Source organism: Paenibacillus sp. ICGEB2008 (genome assembly GCF_000307675.1).
GTDB lineage: Bacteria > Bacillota > Bacilli > Paenibacillales > Paenibacillaceae > Paenibacillus > Paenibacillus polymyxa.
Genome location: NZ_AMQU01000016.1, coordinates 76,371 through 92,773, shown reverse-complemented (window position 1 = coordinate 92,773; position 16,403 = coordinate 76,371). Strand labels below are relative to the sequence as shown.

Annotated in this window: 19 protein-coding genes and 1 pseudogene; 2 read left to right on the top strand and 18 right to left on the bottom strand. The window is 46.4% G+C overall.

The genetic code is table 11. The annotated features are described in order from the left end of the window. Positions 1-6: 6 nt before the first annotated feature. The 18 genes and pseudogenes from nusB to C400_RS0115180 all read right to left on the bottom strand — a co-directional run bounded on the left by nusB (position 7) and on the right by C400_RS0115180 (position 13,869). Complete coding sequence (nusB, locus tag C400_RS0115270) at positions 7-456, bottom strand: transcription antitermination factor NusB (RefSeq protein ID WP_016822288.1); 450 nt, start codon at positions 454-456, stop codon at positions 7-9. 136 nt (positions 457-592) lie between these two features. Further along, positions 593-826, bottom strand: a complete 234-nt coding sequence (locus C400_RS0115260; protein WP_016822290.1) for a DUF2273 domain-containing protein — start codon at positions 824-826, stop codon at positions 593-595. A gap of 15 nt (positions 827-841) precedes the next feature. Then, positions 842-1,381: an alkaline shock response membrane anchor protein AmaP gene (gene amaP / locus C400_RS0115255; protein ID WP_013371778.1), complete on the bottom strand. Its 540-nt coding sequence runs from the start codon at positions 1,379-1,381 to the stop codon at positions 842-844. 73 nt (positions 1,382-1,454) lie between these two features. Then, entirely contained in the window at positions 1,455-1,868 is a 414-nt protein-coding gene (locus C400_RS0115250) for an Asp23/Gls24 family envelope stress response protein (RefSeq protein WP_013310820.1), read from the bottom strand. Between the two features lie 125 nt (positions 1,869-1,993). Beyond that, positions 1,994-3,337, bottom strand: coding sequence for an acetyl-CoA carboxylase biotin carboxylase subunit (gene accC / locus C400_RS0115245; protein WP_013371779.1), 1,344 nt, complete (start codon positions 3,335-3,337; stop codon positions 1,994-1,996). Between the two features lie 60 nt (positions 3,338-3,397). Continuing rightward, positions 3,398-3,889 (bottom strand): acetyl-CoA carboxylase biotin carboxyl carrier protein, encoded by a 492-nt coding sequence (accB, locus tag C400_RS0115240; protein WP_016822291.1) that lies wholly within the window; start codon positions 3,887-3,889, stop codon positions 3,398-3,400. 138 nt (positions 3,890-4,027) lie between these two features. Next, a complete protein-coding gene (locus C400_RS0115235; protein ID WP_017427501.1) occupies positions 4,028-4,849 on the bottom strand; it encodes a SpoIIIAH-like family protein in 822 nt (273 codons plus the stop codon). 62 nt (positions 4,850-4,911) lie between these two features. Beyond that, positions 4,912-5,553 (bottom strand): stage III sporulation protein AG, encoded by a 642-nt coding sequence (gene spoIIIAG / locus C400_RS0115230; RefSeq protein WP_017427500.1) that lies wholly within the window; start codon positions 5,551-5,553, stop codon positions 4,912-4,914. 16 nt (positions 5,554-5,569) lie between these two features. After that, the gene (gene spoIIIAF, locus C400_RS0115225) at positions 5,570-6,337 is read right to left on the bottom strand and encodes a stage III sporulation protein AF (RefSeq protein WP_017427499.1); all 768 of its coding nucleotides are present in this window, start codon (positions 6,335-6,337) and stop codon (positions 5,570-5,572) included. Between the two features lie 38 nt (positions 6,338-6,375). Further along, entirely contained in the window at positions 6,376-7,566 is a 1,191-nt protein-coding gene (gene spoIIIAE, locus C400_RS0115220; protein WP_017427498.1) for a stage III sporulation protein AE, read from the bottom strand. 12 nt (positions 7,567-7,578) lie between these two features. Beyond that, positions 7,579-7,968, bottom strand: coding sequence for a stage III sporulation protein AD (gene spoIIIAD / locus C400_RS0115215; RefSeq protein ID WP_013371785.1), 390 nt, complete (start codon positions 7,966-7,968; stop codon positions 7,579-7,581). An 8-nt stretch (positions 7,969-7,976) separates the two neighbouring features. Then, positions 7,977-8,180, bottom strand: a complete 204-nt coding sequence (gene spoIIIAC / locus C400_RS0115210; RefSeq protein WP_010345636.1) for a stage III sporulation protein AC — start codon at positions 8,178-8,180, stop codon at positions 7,977-7,979. 12 nt (positions 8,181-8,192) lie between these two features. Continuing rightward, positions 8,193-8,711 carry a stage III sporulation protein SpoIIIAB gene (spoIIIAB, locus tag C400_RS27920; RefSeq protein WP_013371786.1) on the bottom strand — a complete coding sequence of 173 codons (519 nt, stop codon included), beginning with the start codon at positions 8,709-8,711 and terminating at the stop codon, positions 8,193-8,195. Next, positions 8,704-9,698, bottom strand: a pseudogene (spoIIIAA, locus tag C400_RS27915) (stage III sporulation protein AA). Before spoIIIAA ends, spoIIIAB begins: the two are co-directional and overlap by 8 nt. A gap of 391 nt (positions 9,699-10,089) precedes the next feature. Beyond that, complete coding sequence (locus C400_RS0115195; protein WP_013371788.1) at positions 10,090-11,343, bottom strand: aspartate kinase; 1,254 nt, start codon at positions 11,341-11,343, stop codon at positions 10,090-10,092. Positions 11,344-11,539: 196 nt separating this feature from the next. Then, positions 11,540-12,097: an elongation factor P gene (efp, locus tag C400_RS0115190; protein ID WP_013371789.1), complete on the bottom strand. Its 558-nt coding sequence runs from the start codon at positions 12,095-12,097 to the stop codon at positions 11,540-11,542. Positions 12,098-12,130: 33 nt separating this feature from the next. Then, positions 12,131-13,204, bottom strand: coding sequence for a M24 family metallopeptidase (locus tag C400_RS0115185; protein WP_017427496.1), 1,074 nt, complete (start codon positions 13,202-13,204; stop codon positions 12,131-12,133). Between the two features lie 74 nt (positions 13,205-13,278). Continuing rightward, on the bottom strand, positions 13,279-13,869 hold the full coding sequence (locus tag C400_RS0115180; protein WP_016822299.1) for a YqhR family membrane protein: 591 nt from the start codon (positions 13,867-13,869) through the stop codon (positions 13,279-13,281). A gap of 265 nt (positions 13,870-14,134) precedes the next feature. Here C400_RS0115180 and C400_RS0115175 point away from each other — a divergent pair, with 265 nt between their 5' ends. Further along, on the top strand, positions 14,135-15,136 hold the full coding sequence (locus C400_RS0115175) for an ABC transporter substrate-binding protein (RefSeq protein ID WP_017427495.1): 1,002 nt from the start codon (positions 14,135-14,137) through the stop codon (positions 15,134-15,136). A gap of 268 nt (positions 15,137-15,404) precedes the next feature. Next, positions 15,405-16,397, top strand: coding sequence for a DUF1385 domain-containing protein (locus tag C400_RS0115170; RefSeq protein ID WP_017427494.1), 993 nt, complete (start codon positions 15,405-15,407; stop codon positions 16,395-16,397). Positions 16,398-16,403 lie beyond the last annotated feature (6 nt).

Here is a 16,403-nt window from a genome sequence, read left to right as displayed (position 1 = left end):
CTCTAATTAAAAACGTGCTTTCAATTGCTCCAGCTCTTGTATCACTCGTCCCAGCACACCATTAACAAATTTACCCGATTCCTCGGTACCAAAGTGCTTCGACAACTCAATTGCTTCATTGACTGCTACCTTGGCTGGAACATCCTCGCGGAAAATCATTTCATATACCGCAAGCCTCAAAATTTGACGATCTACACGTGAAAGTCGGCTGATCTGCCAGCCTTTCAGGTAATCCGCCAACAGCCCGTCAATCGCTTCCTTGTGCTCCCATGTGCCACGCACATGCTCCAAAACATACGCTCTTAACACTGCCGAGTTTTTAATTACGACTTCGGCTTCGTTTTCCTCAGCCGCTTCCTGAAGCAGCATGTCCACAGCTGCCGCCGCTTCCACTTCATTCATTTCCATATGGTACATACTCTGTACCGCTAATTCCCTCGCCAGACGTCTTTTCATGCCCTGCCTCCTACGCTTACCTATATCTATTTTTCATTCTAACCAATTTCCACAAAAAAACCTGTGAACGCATCCTCCAAAACCGTTGGGCGCAAATAAGCTACAGCTGTATTTTGGAGAACACGTATCACAGGGTTCATTTAAAAGGACGCCAACGCTGCGACAACCATTCGCTCCATTCTTTCCAAGGGAAGAATGGACCAAGCGCTGAATCGCTACGTCTTCCTAGCGTATATCCGATGAACACCATCAATGCAAAGAACAACATATTCCAAAAGCCTGCCCACAAGTAAATAAAACCGAAAAAAATACCGGCCGTGATCCCCATGATCCGGCCCTTGTAACTTCCCCATATTTCTTTCCAGGGCATCAGGGAAAATCACCTCTATTCCACACGACTCTTAAAGCTTGGTGACTGAGAAACATTAGCGATGTACACCGACACATTGGATACTGGAATTCCTGTAATCTCTTCCACATGGTCGTGTACCCCCTTTTGTACCTCGGAGGTTAACACCGGAATGGAGCTTTCCCCGTCAACAATCGCCCGAATCGTAATATCAAGTCCCGATTCCAACACACGAACGCGTGCTTTCAGATCCTGCATCCCGCGAAATCGGGAAGCCGCTTTGAGGCACAGGTTTTCGATGGTATCCACCGAAATCTGAATATCACCGTATTCGGTTCGCTGATCAATAGAATGCTGTACGGTTTGGTTCCGTCGAATAGAGATATAAAAAACCCGAAGACTCAATAACAACAGAACTCCTGCAATAATCAAGCTGGTAAACCACACCACTCGCTCATCCTCAATACTTAAAACATACGGAATGGCCCCGCTCAGGAGGAGGATGGCGAGAATGGAGATAATTCCGATACTTAAGCTGTACAAAAACAGCAGAAGTCTGTCCATAACTTTAGCCACGAAACGCACAGCCTCCTTAAATTAGAGTAAACCCTCGACCCATAAGGGTCGGGGGTTTGTACAAAGTATCGCTCTATTTAACCCGTCCGGCGCCCAGCACTTCCGGCTCTTCTACTTTTTCAGCATTTTTGAATTGAACATCGTGAATTTGCACGTTCACTTCTACCACGTTAAGACCTGTCATGTTTTCAATGGAACGCTTAACATTATGCTGAATAGCAGCAGCCACCTCAGGCAGACGGTTACCATACTCAATAATGACGGAGACGTCTACAGCAGCTTCACGCTGTCCGACTTCCACTTTTACACCTTTAGATAAATTTTTGCGGCCTAGCAGTTCGGCAAATCCGCCAGCAAATCCGCCACTCATTCCCGCAACGCCCGGCACCTCAACGGTAGCCAGTCCGGCAATGACTTCAATAACTTCCGGGGCAATTTGAATCTCCCCAATTTCTGTACGTTCGAATTCGGTTGGCACTGTGCTCATACCTTCAACACCTTTCGGTCAAAATAAGTTTCATTCCAGCTTTGGATATCAAAGCAGACATGCTCACTTATTATCCATACTATATCATTTGGCGTTCATTATGACAAACTGAGGAAATATACCGATTAAACTTCGTTTTCCTCCAAAAATTTAATATCAAAATCGCCTTCAATAAAGGTCGGATGCTCTAGTAAGCGCTGGTGAAAAGAAATCGTTGTGGGTATGCCCTCAATAGCAAACTCAGCTAAAGCCCGCTTCATTTTGGCAATCGCCTCCTGCCGTGTAGGCGCCCATACAATCAGCTTGGCAATCATAGAGTCATAATAAGGAGGAATGCTATAACCTGGATAAGCAGCGCTGTCTACCCGCACTCCAGGACCGCCCGGAGGCAGATAAAATCCGATTTTACCCGGTGCAGGCATAAAATTACGATCCGGGTCCTCAGCGTTAATACGGCATTCGATTGCCCACCCATTAATCGTGACTTCTTCCTGCGTAAAGGAAAGCGGATGCCCTTCAGCAACCGAAATCATTTCTTTAATCAGGTCTACACCGGTAATCATTTCTGTTACTGGATGTTCTACCTGAATACGTGTGTTCATTTCCATGAAATAGAATTTATTGTCCGGACCAAGCAAAAATTCAAGCGTACCTGCGCCAGAGTATTGAACGGCCAAAGCTGCACGAACAGCTGCCTGTCCCATTTCTTCACGAACATCCTGCGAAAGTACTGGACATGGTGCTTCCTCCAACAACTTCTGACGACGACGCTGAACAGAGCAGTCCCGTTCACCCAAGTAGGCAACATTACCATGCTTGTCCGCTATGATCTGTATTTCCACGTGTTTCATACCTGTCAGATATTTTTCCAGATACACGCCCGCATTGCCAAAGGCCTTCTGCGCTTCCTGCTGAGCAGTCGTGATTTGCTGGATAAGATTATCCTCATCTTCAGCGATACGAATACCTTTACCACCACCACCTGCTGTGGCCTTGATAATGACCGGATATCCGATATCACGTGCGATACTGATTGCATCCTGTACATCCTCAACCAGTCCGTCTGAACCTGGAATAACCGGAACCCCGGCATCCTTCATGGTCTGCTTGGCTACAGCCTTATCTCCCATTTTGTTAATTGCTTCAGGAGAAGGTCCAATAAACGTAATATTGCATGATTCGCAAATTTCAGCGAAGTCTGCATTTTCCGCCAAAAATCCGTAACCTGGATGAATGGCATCACATTCAGTCAATGTAGCAACACTCATCAGGTTCGTAAAATTAAGATAGCTGTCCTTAGACAACGTCGGTCCGATACAGTAAGCCTCATCTGCGAGACGCACATGTAACGAATCCTTGTCAGCTTCCGAATAGACGGCAACTGTCGAAATATTCATTTCGCGGCAAGCGCGAATGATACGAACTGCAATTTCTCCACGGTTCGCGATTAATACTTTTTGAAATGTCATGACTTTATCCTCCCTGGGAGCAGTCTTGCCGAACCCTCAAAAAGGGGTCAAACAAGCTTTTCACTCCGGTTTCACAAGGAACAATGGCTGGCCATACTCAACCAACTGTCCGTTTTCGGCCAAAATTTCCACAATTTCGCCCTTCACTTCAGCTTCCAACTCGTTCATCAACTTCATCGCTTCAATGATACATACCGTTGTTTTATCGCCTACTTTACTGCCGATACTCACATACGGAGCCGTATCCGGGGATGAAGAACTATAGAAAGTGCCTACCATCGGAGATACGATTTTATGTAGATTGCTTGCATATTCCTTTGGTTCCCCAGCAGTTGCATGTCCAACATCGGACTGTACTTGTGGATTCGGAATTGCAGCTTGTGGCGCCACTGTATAAGCAGGTGCTGTTACAGGAGCCTGTACCGTAACGATCTCGCTTTTACCCGGTTTACGGATCATGAGGCGAGTTCCTTCATTTTCAATTTCAAGCTCATGCACAGACGTTTCATCCACCAGCTTGATCAATTCCTTAATCTCGCTTAATTTAAACATCTCTATTAATCACTCCTTCAGCATTTTGCCGGTTGCTGATAACATTTTTGAAACAGCTTTATGTATTATATCACAATCATTAAAAATAGAAAGAGCCCGGGATTGTGCAGAAATCCGGGCTTTTTCGCGTTTTTTGTCTTATTGTGTAACATACTGGACACTGATCTTGTCCTGCGTTACGTTTAATTCCTTCATGACTTTATCGACAATCGTTACCGCTTGCTTAGCATCCAATTTTTCACTCAGAACCACTACTTTGTATTTATCAGCATCTTCCTCGCGAACGACTGCATTGGCGAATTGCTGCTGCAGTTCTTCTTCGATGCCGGTAATTTTGGCCTGTTTATCTTCAAGTACATGCAATTCCTTTTGTGCCTCTGCGGCTTTCTGCGGTGTACTATCATTCATTGCCGTAGTCAGCTCGTCATTTTTCTTTTGATTTTCCACATCCCGCTCCAGTAAATAGTTGTCAATCACAGCTGCCGCTGTTGGTTGGGCTGCTTGTTCGTTTGCTACTTGATCAAGTACCTGCTTGTCGGTTTTGGCGCTAGAAGCTGCTTTGTCATCACTTTTAGCTGTCGTGTCTGTCTTAGCTGTAGTTGTGTTTTGATCGGATGCAGTCGATTCAGTAGCAGGAGCGGCGGCTGTGTCTTTATCACCTTTGGATGGTTCTGTTGCTGGATCAGTTGTAGAAGCTGTGTCCTTTGTGGAAGTCTCTGCCGTTCCGTCAGTTACTTCTCCATTGGTTACTACTTCATTTACTTTCAGTTCGTTCATTTGTTCTTCTGCCTTTGTCGTTGCTTCCTGTGCAGCATCCTGTTTAACCTTGCTCACCTGCTCGCTGTCCGCTACTGGCGGATTCGCCGGACTTGAGTCCTCCGTAAACAAATAATATGCAGACAGTACCACCATTAAACTCAGCATGGACACCAGCCAAACGGTTTGTCTTTTATTATTCATGTTCTGTCCTCCATATTCATAAGTGGTTTGCAATATTAACTTCTTTGTTCCCCAATTCCATATTATCCCTGCTTACGCGGAACGACTGATATTTTGTATGAAGGTACGTTTAGTCCCTTCTGCACAGCATCCACAATGAGCTGCTTCACCGTAGGGTTTTCTGCCCCCATAGCCACAACAAGCACTCCCCTTACCTGTGGTTTTACTTTTTTGGTAACAATCGGGGTGTGCTGACCGCCCGATGATTCATAGGTGACAATCTCACCATCGCGTGTATATTGAGTAGTGTGCCTTTGTCCACCATTGGCGTCCGACTCGTTATTTTCTTCCTGCATGTCCTTCACATTCCGTTGAACGATCACTTCTTCGGTAGAATCTACCGTAACCATGACATCGACGGTTCCTACGCCAACAATCTGCTCCAGCATCTGTTTCATATTATCCTCAAAAGCCTTCTCGATTCCGGCAAAGGAACTGTCCTCACCTACCGTTGTTTCTAACGCAGGCTCATTTTTCATTACGCCAGGCGGTTCTCTCCCTACGTTTTCCGGGTCGACTTTTTTCACATTAACGAATGAATTAAAGAGCATAATCGCTACACCGATAAGGCCAAGAATAAGTAGCCAACGAAATGAATTGAACCTTTTCGCTCCGTCCCCCCCTCCACCCATCCATTGCTCCAGCTTTTCCCTCCATTTGCCCATTTCGGTTCACCTCCTGTTACCATTCATGTGTTCCATCCTGCGAATTAATCACCTGAACATGTGTGCTGTCGATCCCCCATTTTTCACGTAGAATTCCTGTGATTAAACCAAAAGCTTTCTGATCCGCAGATTTGCCATTCTCTGTGGTTTCGTCAGGACTACGATCATCTTCTCGCGTTCCTTCATTATGATTAGAGGGTTTTGACTGTGTCGGCTCCACACGAATATTCACTGTCTTTTCAGCTACAGGCTCCACCACAACCGGCTTGATATCTGTACCCGGCGGGACCTTTGTGTTTTTTTCTTTTTTTGCCTTCTGCTCCGCCAATTTGACCACTACTGACTGAACACCCGTTCCTGCCTCTAGCCCCGACTCTTTCTGCTGAATCTGCGCAAGGGTCACCTGGACCGACTGAATTGCTAACCCAGTGTACTGCTCCAATTGCCCTTTCATTTCCTTAGCTACCTCTTTGCCTGCCCATTGCATGGAGCTTTGTTCCTGCTGTTGCTTTAGCTGTTTGCCTTTGGCTAAGATCTCTTCCAATGTCGGTTCCCTATTACCTGTCTCTGCCTGGCGTTGCAGATCCAATGCTCGCCCCAGAACCTCTGAGGGACTACTGCTCAGCAAGCGCACAATCGGAGACAGCAATGTCAGCAAAACAAGCAGGCTGAGTACGAGTTTGACATACCTTTCCATAGATCGGCTCGGTAAGATCATATCGACAAAAGAAGCCAGCAGCACGATTAGCACTAGTTCCTTGAGCCAGCCTCCCAGCCAGTTCACGTCACTCGCCTCCCTCTCGTTGGATTATGTGCATGTATTCACCTCATCATGACTGTCATGTTGCCTGCTGCGAGCATGACGGTAATCGCAAGGAAGGACATTAATCCCACTGCCGCCAGCGCCGCAAAAACATAAATCATACTCTTGCCGATGGCATCCAAACATTCCACAATAGGCGTATCTCCCAAAGGCTGCATGATTGCTGCGGTCACTTTATAAATGAGGGCTAGTGTCAGAATTTTGAGAGCAGGAAAAGCACACAGGAACAAAATAATGATGACTCCCACAAGGCCGATGGCATTTTTAACGAGCAGTGATGCCGAAATGACCGTATCCGTCGCATCTGCCAGCGCCTTGCCTACCACCGGAACAAAGCTACCTGTAATATATTTAGCTGTACGGATTGTTAATCCGTCAGTAACCGAAGAGGTTAATCCCTGTACCGAAATGACTCCTAGAAAAATAGTCAGAAGCACTCCCAGCACGGCAACACCCGCGTTCCGCAGTAGATCAGCTAACTGGGTCAGCTTGTATTTGCCCGTGAGCGAGTTGACCAAGTACAGCACAGCCGAGAAGAACAGCAGCGGGAAAACAAGCGTATGAATAACTGTTCCGACCGTGTTGATCATAAATACAATCAGCGGGTGGGTCACCGAAACGGTGACAACGTTACCCATCGAGGCCAACATGGTAAACAGCAAGGGCAACATCGCCATCATGAAATGAATCATGCTGTCAATTGCTTCTTTGGCATAACCAATCGCTACACTAAAGCTATTAATCGCCAAAATGATAATGACCATGTACACGATAGCGTAGGCAACTTTGCTGACCTGCTTGCTTTCAAAAGCGCTTTGCAGCGTTTCCAGCACCATACTCATAATGCTGAGCATGACGATGGTGACGAGCAGCTTGGCATTCACCCGGATTTCATGGATGAAAAAATCAGCTATGGCCATCAACACACCTTTTATGCTGAATCCTTCACCACCCGGAAGCAGCATGTCCATGAAAGAAGGCGTTTTCTGGTCAGGGAAAAATCCGCCGTATTGCTTCATGAGTCCGTCCCAATAATGTTCAACATCATCTTTGGGCATTTGCTCCGCCTGTTGTCTGATCCATTCGTTTGTAGGTGTATCTGCGAAGAGGACCGCAGCCGAGGCGCACCAGAGACATAGCAGCAAAATCACAATAACTTTGAGATTCGGCATGCCCCCCAGCCTTTTCATGGCATCACCCCCTCAGGCGGGCATCAGCTTCAGAATGGTATCAATAATAATGCTGATAATCGGGATTGCGAGTACCATGATGAGTACCTTTCCAGTAAGCTCTATTTTGGAAGCTATACCGTCTTGCCCCGCATCCCGTACGATCTGTGCTCCGAATTCGGCAATATAAGCGATACCGATTATTTTTAATACGGTTTTAAAATAAATCATGTCCATACCTGAGGACCTGGCCAGTCGCTCCAGCACGGCAACCACAGATCCGATCTTGCCAATCAGCAGCAAAAAAATGACGATTCCCGCAGCTGTTGCAATCAAAAAGGCAAACATCGGCTTCTGTTCCTTGATAACTAAGATGAGGACTGTGGCAACGAGGGCGAAGCCCACCACTTGAATGATTTCCATGTGTTCACCTACTGAAAAAGAAAAATAGATTTGATCTCTTGCAGAAGGTTATCCAACATTCGCACCACCATGAACAGCACGACAACGAAACCGATGACCGTCACCCAGTGGGCCATGTCTTCCTTGCCCATTTGCTTTAGTACGGTATGAATCATAGCGATAATAATGCCAATTCCGGCAATCTGGAAAATTGCGTTCACTTCTAAATTCATTCGAGCACCCCGCTAATAGATCAAAATGACGATCAATGCTCCGATCAGCAGTCCCAGGCTTCTGCTCATACGCTCGTATCTCACCTGATCTGCCTGCGCCTGCGCTTCTTCATGGGATAACTGCTGGATGGTCAGCGCAATGTGCTTGATCTGGTCTTCACGGTCGCTGGTTCCAAGGCTGTAAGCAAGCTGACGCATCGCTTCCTTCTCGGCCTGCTTCATAGAGGAACGGCTCCACGAGACTTCAATCGCTTTATGCAAGCTTTCTCTGGCGGTCAGGCCAAAAGAGGGGTGCATCCAGCGTGAGGCTTGCTGAAACAGAGAGCGCAGCGGCTCTCGCAAGGGCTCTCCAGTCTTGGCGAAAGCATCTGGTAACGGAGACACCCCGTAAGAAACCTCGGTGGTCAGTCTTTGCAGTGCGAGAATTAACTCTCTGATTTGCCGCGGCCTCATGGCAAATTGTCTTGCCCGCTGCCAGCCTGCCAGTGTGGTGGCTAGTATAACCAAGACAGCTCCCAGCAGCTTAAGCATAGGAGATGCCCCCGTTCTGCCTTCTCCAGGCAGTGTCAGCCTGCGCTGCTTGGCATCTGCCAGCCGAAAAGAGACGCCCCGGCTCGTCCGCTCCAGCATGACATAGAGCTGGAACAGCTCCTGTCCTGTAGCTAATCCGGCAAAGGCAGATCGGCTCGCCATTTCAGCCACATCACGACCATGTGCGGAAGCAATGACTGCGATGCCTGCATGAAGCGCTTCACGTACCGCTTCCGCATCTTCTGGCCGCCCGATTTCATCCACAATCAGGACATCCGGTGACATCGAGCGAATCATCATCATCATACCCTCCGCTTTCGGACATCCGTCCAATACATCGGTGCGAGGTCCGACATCAAAGCCGGGGATGCCCTTATGGCTACCGGCGATCTCAGAACGTTCATCTATAATGCCCACCTTAAGTCCATTTCGTCGCCCTCCGTTGCTTTGCATCCCTCCGTAACTCAGTTGTCGAGCCAAGTCCCTAAGCAACGTCGTCTTGCCATGCTGAGGCGGTGACAAGATGAGCGTATGCCGTATCATTCCGGATTTTCGATCCGCTACATAAGGCAATATCCGATCAGCTATGCCAGGAATGGCCCGGGCAATTCGTACGTTAAAGCTGCTTATATCCCTCAAATGCTCTACTCGCCCTCGGTTAAGCACAGTTCTCCCTGCCAAGCCAACACGATGACCGCCAGGGATGGTAATAAACCCTTTGCGAAGCTCCTCTTCCATGGTGTACAGGGAATGATTACTGATAAAATCCAGCAATCGGTGGGCATCCTCGCGGTTAGGCTTATAGGCTTCAACAGGATTCAAAGTCAGCCGACCAGCAGTCGTTACAAAATGATGATCACCATTCGCATTAACTTCCAGCGGCCTTCCTTCCCGGACCCGAATTTCTTCCAGTTGCTTAAATACCGTTTCTGGAAGCCTTCCGAGTATACCGTGCAACGGTTCCGGAAATAACTCCAGCCATTCCATACCAGTGCCGCCTCCTCACAGTTGTCCTTTTTCTTTAAGACAAGTCTATGGCTGACTCTCGCTTTTTATGCCGAAAATATATTGAAAATCCAGTCGAACCTTTGATCACTCCTATCCATGCTCAGCGGACCTTTCCCCGCTCATTCAAGCACCTTTCCCTGCTTTGTATAATAAAAAAAAGACTCCCTCGATGCCTTGGTGGCTAAGGGATACCCTTAAATAAAAAAGCTAGATTTACAGCAAAAAGAGGCTGTTCCACAGTCTATCTCTCACTGATGGAACAACCTCTTAACCTACTGCTGTATTCTATGATTTATCAATCTATAAATAGGGAACGTATAATTTATCGACCTTTCCCCGTCATAGCATTTCTCTATATCAATTGATGTTATTAACGACGGTCTTTAGGGCCGCCTACAAACGCTTGCTCCTCGGTATCCAGATTATAAGCTGTATGCAACGCTTGGATAACCTCATGAAGCTTTCCAGCTTCAATTACACACGATACCTTGATTTCGGATGTGCTTACCATTTTAATGCTAACGCCTTGCTCGGCCAGCACGGCAAACATTTGTGCTGCAACACCCGGGTGGCTAACCATACCTGCACCTACTATGGAGACCTTCACCAAATTTTCCTCAGACGTTACTTCACGGTATGGAAGCTCCCCGCGAATACCTTCCAGCGTCTTAAGTGCAGCTTCACGATCCGTTAGAGCTACCGTAAAGGAGAAATCTGCTTTTCCAGCTTCAACCCCGCTCTGTACAATAATGTCTACATCAATTTTGGCTGCTGCCAGTGTTCCGAAAACTTTTGCCAGTACACCAGGGATATCTGCAACGCCCAAAATACTGATTCTTGCTACATTTTTATCATATGCAATTCCACTGACTACAACGCCTTGCTCCATTACTGCATCCTCCTTTACGACTGTTCCTTCATTATGGTTAAAACTGGACCGCACAATCAACGGTACCCGGTTATGTTTGGCATACTCTACCGCACGGGGATGTAAAACAGCCGCACCTAAATTGGCTAATTCCAGCATCTCATCATAAGAAATTTCTTTTAGCTTACGTGCCACTTTCACAATCCGTGGATCTGTTGAATATATGCCGTCCACATCCGTGTAAATTTCACAGGCATCCGCTTGAATTGCCGCCGCCAGCGCAACGGCCGTCGTATCAGACCCACCACGTCCCAGCGTCGTAATATCTCCATCTGCAGACATCCCCTGGAAACCTGCTACAACAACAATCTTGTTGCTACTCAGTGCATCCAGCACACGCTGAGGTTGAATATCCGTAATCCGAGCCCGACCAAAGTCAGATTCAGTACGGAAGCCTGCCTGCCATCCCGTAAACGATACCGCTTCATGACCCAGCTGCTGAATAGCCATCGACAACAATGCGATTGAAATTTGCTCGCCTGTCGTCATCAACATATCCAACTCACGTGCAGGCAACTGCTCATTTAATAATTTGGCCTGGTCAATCAATTCGTCTGTTGTGTCTCCCATTGCGGAAACGACCACTACACATTGATGCCCTTCACTCTGTTTCTCAACGACGCGTTTTGCCACGCGTTTCATGCGCTCCGTATCACCGACGGAACTGCCTCCGAATTTCATGACATACAAAGACAACGATATTCACTCCCTCAGACTCAACAGTATGTAACCTTGAGATGGCACCAAACGATTTGAACGTGACATCCTGCGGCATAACTTTAGTACAGTATAATACGAAAGTGCTGTGTGGAGCCAATGTTTTTTAATATTCGTACATATAAAAATATCCCCTGCCCTTAATAAGGACAGAGGATACCGGAAAATGTAAATTCTATGCGCGAGACATGTATTTGCCGTCACGAGTATCAATTAACAATACGTCATCTTGGTTAATAAACAGAGGAACTTGAACATTCAAGCCTGTTTCCAGTTTGGCATTTTTGGTTGCACCTGTAGCTGTATTCCCTTTAATACCTGGTTCTGTTTCAATTACTTTGAGTTCCACGCTGGTAGGCAGGTTGATACCCAGGATTTCTCCGTTGTAGCTTATGATATTTACATTCATGTTTTCTTTCAGGAAGTTAAGCTCCCATTTCAGCTGATCGCTGGACAATGTAAATTGATCATATGTTTCGTTGTCCATGAATGTATGATCGTCTGCACTAGCATACAGATAAGATACACCACGATTTTCGATTTGCGCCCGGCCGATTGTTTCACCCGCACGGAATGTACGTTCAACCGTATTACCATTACGCAGGTTTTTCAACTTGGAGCGTACGAATGCTGCGCCTTTACCTGGTTTTACGTGTTGAAAATCCAGAACTGTAAAAATATCTCCGTCTACCTCGACGGTCAAACCTGTTTTAAAATCATTAACGTTAATCACTAAAATACCCCTCCTACAGGACTGTTATCGTTATTAAACGACTGTAAATTCTTTGCTCGAATGCGTTAATACTTTGATGCCGTTATCTGTAATAACGATATCATCCTCGATCCGTACACCGCCCAATCCAGGCACATAGATACCTGGTTCGACCGTTACAACCATGCCCGGCTCCAGAATATCATCACTTGCCTTCGACAGACGTGTAGATTCATGCACTTCAAGACCCAGACCATGACCTGTACTGTGTCCGAAATTGTCTCCATACCCATGGCTAGCAATAATATCCCGGGTCAGCGCATCCGCTTCACGGCCTGTCATGCCCGGCTTAATATGTTCGAGTGCGTGAAGCTGCGCCTTAAGTACAATATCGTAGATCTCGCGCAACTGAGGCGCCAAATCCCCTTGTGTAGCCACTGTACGGGTCAAATCGGAGCAGTAGCCATCCAGCAACGCACCAAAATCAAACGTAATCAGCTCACCTGCTTGTACTAACTTTGCACTGGCTACTCCATGAGGCAATGCCGAACGAACTCCGGATGCCACAATCGTGTCAAATGAAGAAGAAGTAGCTCCCTGCTTGCGCATGAAGAATTCCATTTCCAGATCCAGCTCACGCTCGCTGACTCCTGGTTTGATGTAAGGTAAAATGTGTGCAAATGTAGCATCTGCCAAATCCGCTGCCCGTTGCATCACTTCGAGCTCTTCCGCATCCTTGTACACCCGCAGCTTTTCCACAATGCCCGATACCGGAACCAGCTTAATAGGTGACAGATCTTCGCTATAAGCTTTATGTGTCGCAACAGTTACATCATCCTGCTCAAAGCCTGTTTCGCTAATCTGATGGGAAGACAGCAATTCTTTTACTGTTTCCATGACCTGCGCAGCGTGCTGCACTACCGTAAAGCCTTGGGCTTGTTCGGTCGCTTGTGTCATATAACGAAAGTCAGTCAGCAAATAACTATGGGATTCTGTAATCAGCACATAGCCCGCTGAACCTGTGAAGCCTGTCAAATATCGACGATTGACAGGGCTAGTAATCAGCATAGCCCGCAGGTTATGCTCGCCCAGCGCCTGCCGCAACTTTAGCACCCGGTCATTCTTCATCTTCATTCCGCTCCCCTCTGTCAAATAACCAAATGCTATTTTAACACAGGGGATAGGCGCTTGAGAAGTTTTTGTTACGTTCTGTCCCCAGCCTTCTCAGGCTCGCGCATTCTTTCATCCGTATACTCGACAGCAACGGTATATCCGATAAATAGTCCCCACAGTATAAATACGCAAACTTCTGTATATATGGAATTCCATGTTAATCGATAAGGAGGGTTCATCATCCCTAACTTAGGGCCTGTTAACACAAATAAAATAACCCACCAAATCAGACCGTATATAATACCGGGTATAGGGCCATTAAACCTACGCAAAATCAGGGTGTACACCAATGACGCTACCACGGACAATGCAATAAAAAACAGCAACCCCACCAAATGCCCTGCCATGGTGTTCATGAACGAATGCTTGAAAAACGGCTCTGCCAGAAAGCCAGGCGCCACTACTGTAAAGTGCAGCGTATAAAACAGCCAGCGCAGCAATCCCCAGAGCAAACCCGCAAAAAAACCCAGCTCAAGTGCAAAGGGAATGAGCGGTGTATGTACTTTGCCTGACTGTTGTCTGCCTCTGCTACTGTTGTCATTATGATTACGTTGATCTTGAGATTCACGGGACTGTTCCTGATCATGACCTATTTTCGGTATAGAGTAAGTTTCACTCATGTGGTTGGATCTCCTTTCAAAATGAATAAATTTTCTCATGGTAAGGACTCATTGTTATAAGGAAAAGCATGTGTACTTCCACCAAATTCGTGCCTATCCATTTTGAGAGGTAGTATGCTCCAATGGGGAGCAGTTTAACAATGAAGTCGAAGAGTGGATTTAATAATCTTTGCATTGACAAAATTTCAATCCTGTTTCATAATATATTAATGAAAATGATAATCATTATCATTTTATAATACGTTTATACAGGAGAACGCAATCTATGAAAAAGGAATTTATCGGATTCTTATTGTTACTGACTTTTATGCTCACACTGGCAGGTTGTGGAGCAACTGACAATGCTGCAGATAAAGGTCAGACAACTACGTCGGGTAGCAAACCCACTGAAGCAGCGACCGGTCCTGTGACAGTAAAGCATAATCGTGGTGAACTCACGCTTGACAAGCCCGCGCAGCGTGTCGTGGTGCTTGAATGGACATTTACGGAGGATTTGATTGCATTGGGCGTTCAGCCAGTTGGTAATGCGGACAATGCCAACTATAAGGTGTATGTGACTCCAGAGGCGGCTCTGGACAGTAACGTGGTCGATGTCGGTACACGCAACGAGCCTAATTTGGAGGCGATTGCTTCATTAAAGCCGGATCTCATCATATCCAATTTTGATGGGAATGAAGCAATCTATGAGCAACTCAAGGCCATCGCACCGACGATTGAATATAATCTGAACGATGGTAACGGCTACGACTATGATAAGATGGTGAAGATTTTTAATAGTATCGCAGTCGCTCTTGGAAAAGAGGATAAAGCTAAGCAGGTGCTTGCCGATCTGGATCAGCATTATGCCGAAGCCAAACAAAAGCTCGCCGCTGCAAACAAATCGGATTTCCATTTTATACTGACACAGGCTTTTACTTCGCAAAATGCAGCCAGTCTGCGTATGTTTTCAGATAATTCAGTCGTTGTGGGAACACTGGCGAAGATCGGTTTGGTTAACGATTGGAAACCGAGCAAGGTTGAATCGTATGGCTTTTCAACGGTTGGCATTGAAGCTCTGTCAGCCGTTCAGGACAGCAACTTTATCTATATTGTGCAGCCAGACGATAATGTTTTCGGCTCATCTATGAAAAACAATTCTGTTTGGAATGGTTTGAAATTCGTCAAAGAAAAACGTACTTATCCGTTGGCCAGTACAACATGGACGTTTGGCGGCCCGGTCTCGTCAAAGGGACTGGTGGATGAGACTGTCGGGGCAATTACGCAATGAATTTGATCTGGCGATTCCGTCTGATTTTATAACTGGCGATAATAAGCATTTATGGGGGCAGTCTGACCGCTCTCATAAATGCTTTTTTAAACCTATGGCATGATATCTCCCCACACTACAAGGATTTCCATCTTCTCCGTTATGATTAAATTTCCTTTTCGAATGATAAAATTAGCAGGTCACTCCATCCCATTTTCGTCTAACTAGATATTCCCTTCCAAATTCGATACAATATACAAAAAAGTATGTATTAAGAGAGGTGAGACGGTTGTCACAAGCATCCAAGCCTGTGAGCTACGGCGGTCAGGCAGTCATTGAAGGTGTCATGTTCGGCGGCAAGCGTGTCAATGTCACGGCAGTTCGCCGCAAATCTGGCGAAATCACATATTTGGAAGTACCACGTAAGGAGCAATCCTGGGTGTCCAAATTCCGCAGAATTCCGTTATTGCGGGGGATTGTCAGCATCATCGACTCCAGTGCCAAGGGCACCAAGCATTTGAACTATTCAGCCGATGCGTATGCTGATGATGAAGTAGATCCGGAAGAACGCGCTGAACAAAAGAAAAAAGAGGAATCCCGTTGGAGCCTGAGCATGATGATCGGCGTGGCTGCGGTCGGTATATTGTCCTTCCTCTTTGGCAAAATTGTATTAACCCTGGTTCCGGTTGTTATGGAGAGTTTCCTGTTTGGCGGCTTGTTTCACAACCAGATTTTGCATAATCTCGCTGAAGGAGCTATTAAGCTGATTTTGCTGCTCGCTTATTTATGGGGTATTTCCCAAACTCCGTTAATTAAGCGACTGTTTCAATATCACGGCGCGGAGCATAAAGTGATTACTGCATTTGAAGCTGGGGAAGAACTGACTCCAGCCAACGTACAAAAATATAGCCGACTGCATTATCGCTGCGGTAGCAGCTTTATTATGCTCACCGTGATTATCGGGGTACTCGTCTACTCCCTGTTTACCTACGATAATCTGTGGGAGCGCATGGGGCAACGTCTTTTACTGCTTCCGATCGTATTGGGTCTTTCTTTTGAATTTCTCAAGCTGACCAATGCACTTCGGGAAATTCCAGTGCTTCGTTATCTAGGTTACCCCGGCCTATGGCTGCAGTTGCTTACCACCAAAGAACCGACCGATGATCAAGTGGAGGTATCGATTGCCTCATTTAAGCGTATGCTTGAATTGGATGCTGAGTTAGAAAATGTACCTGTAAAGGAGACTCTCAACAGTCCGGTCCTTGATCCTTTGAAAGGATGAGTGAAT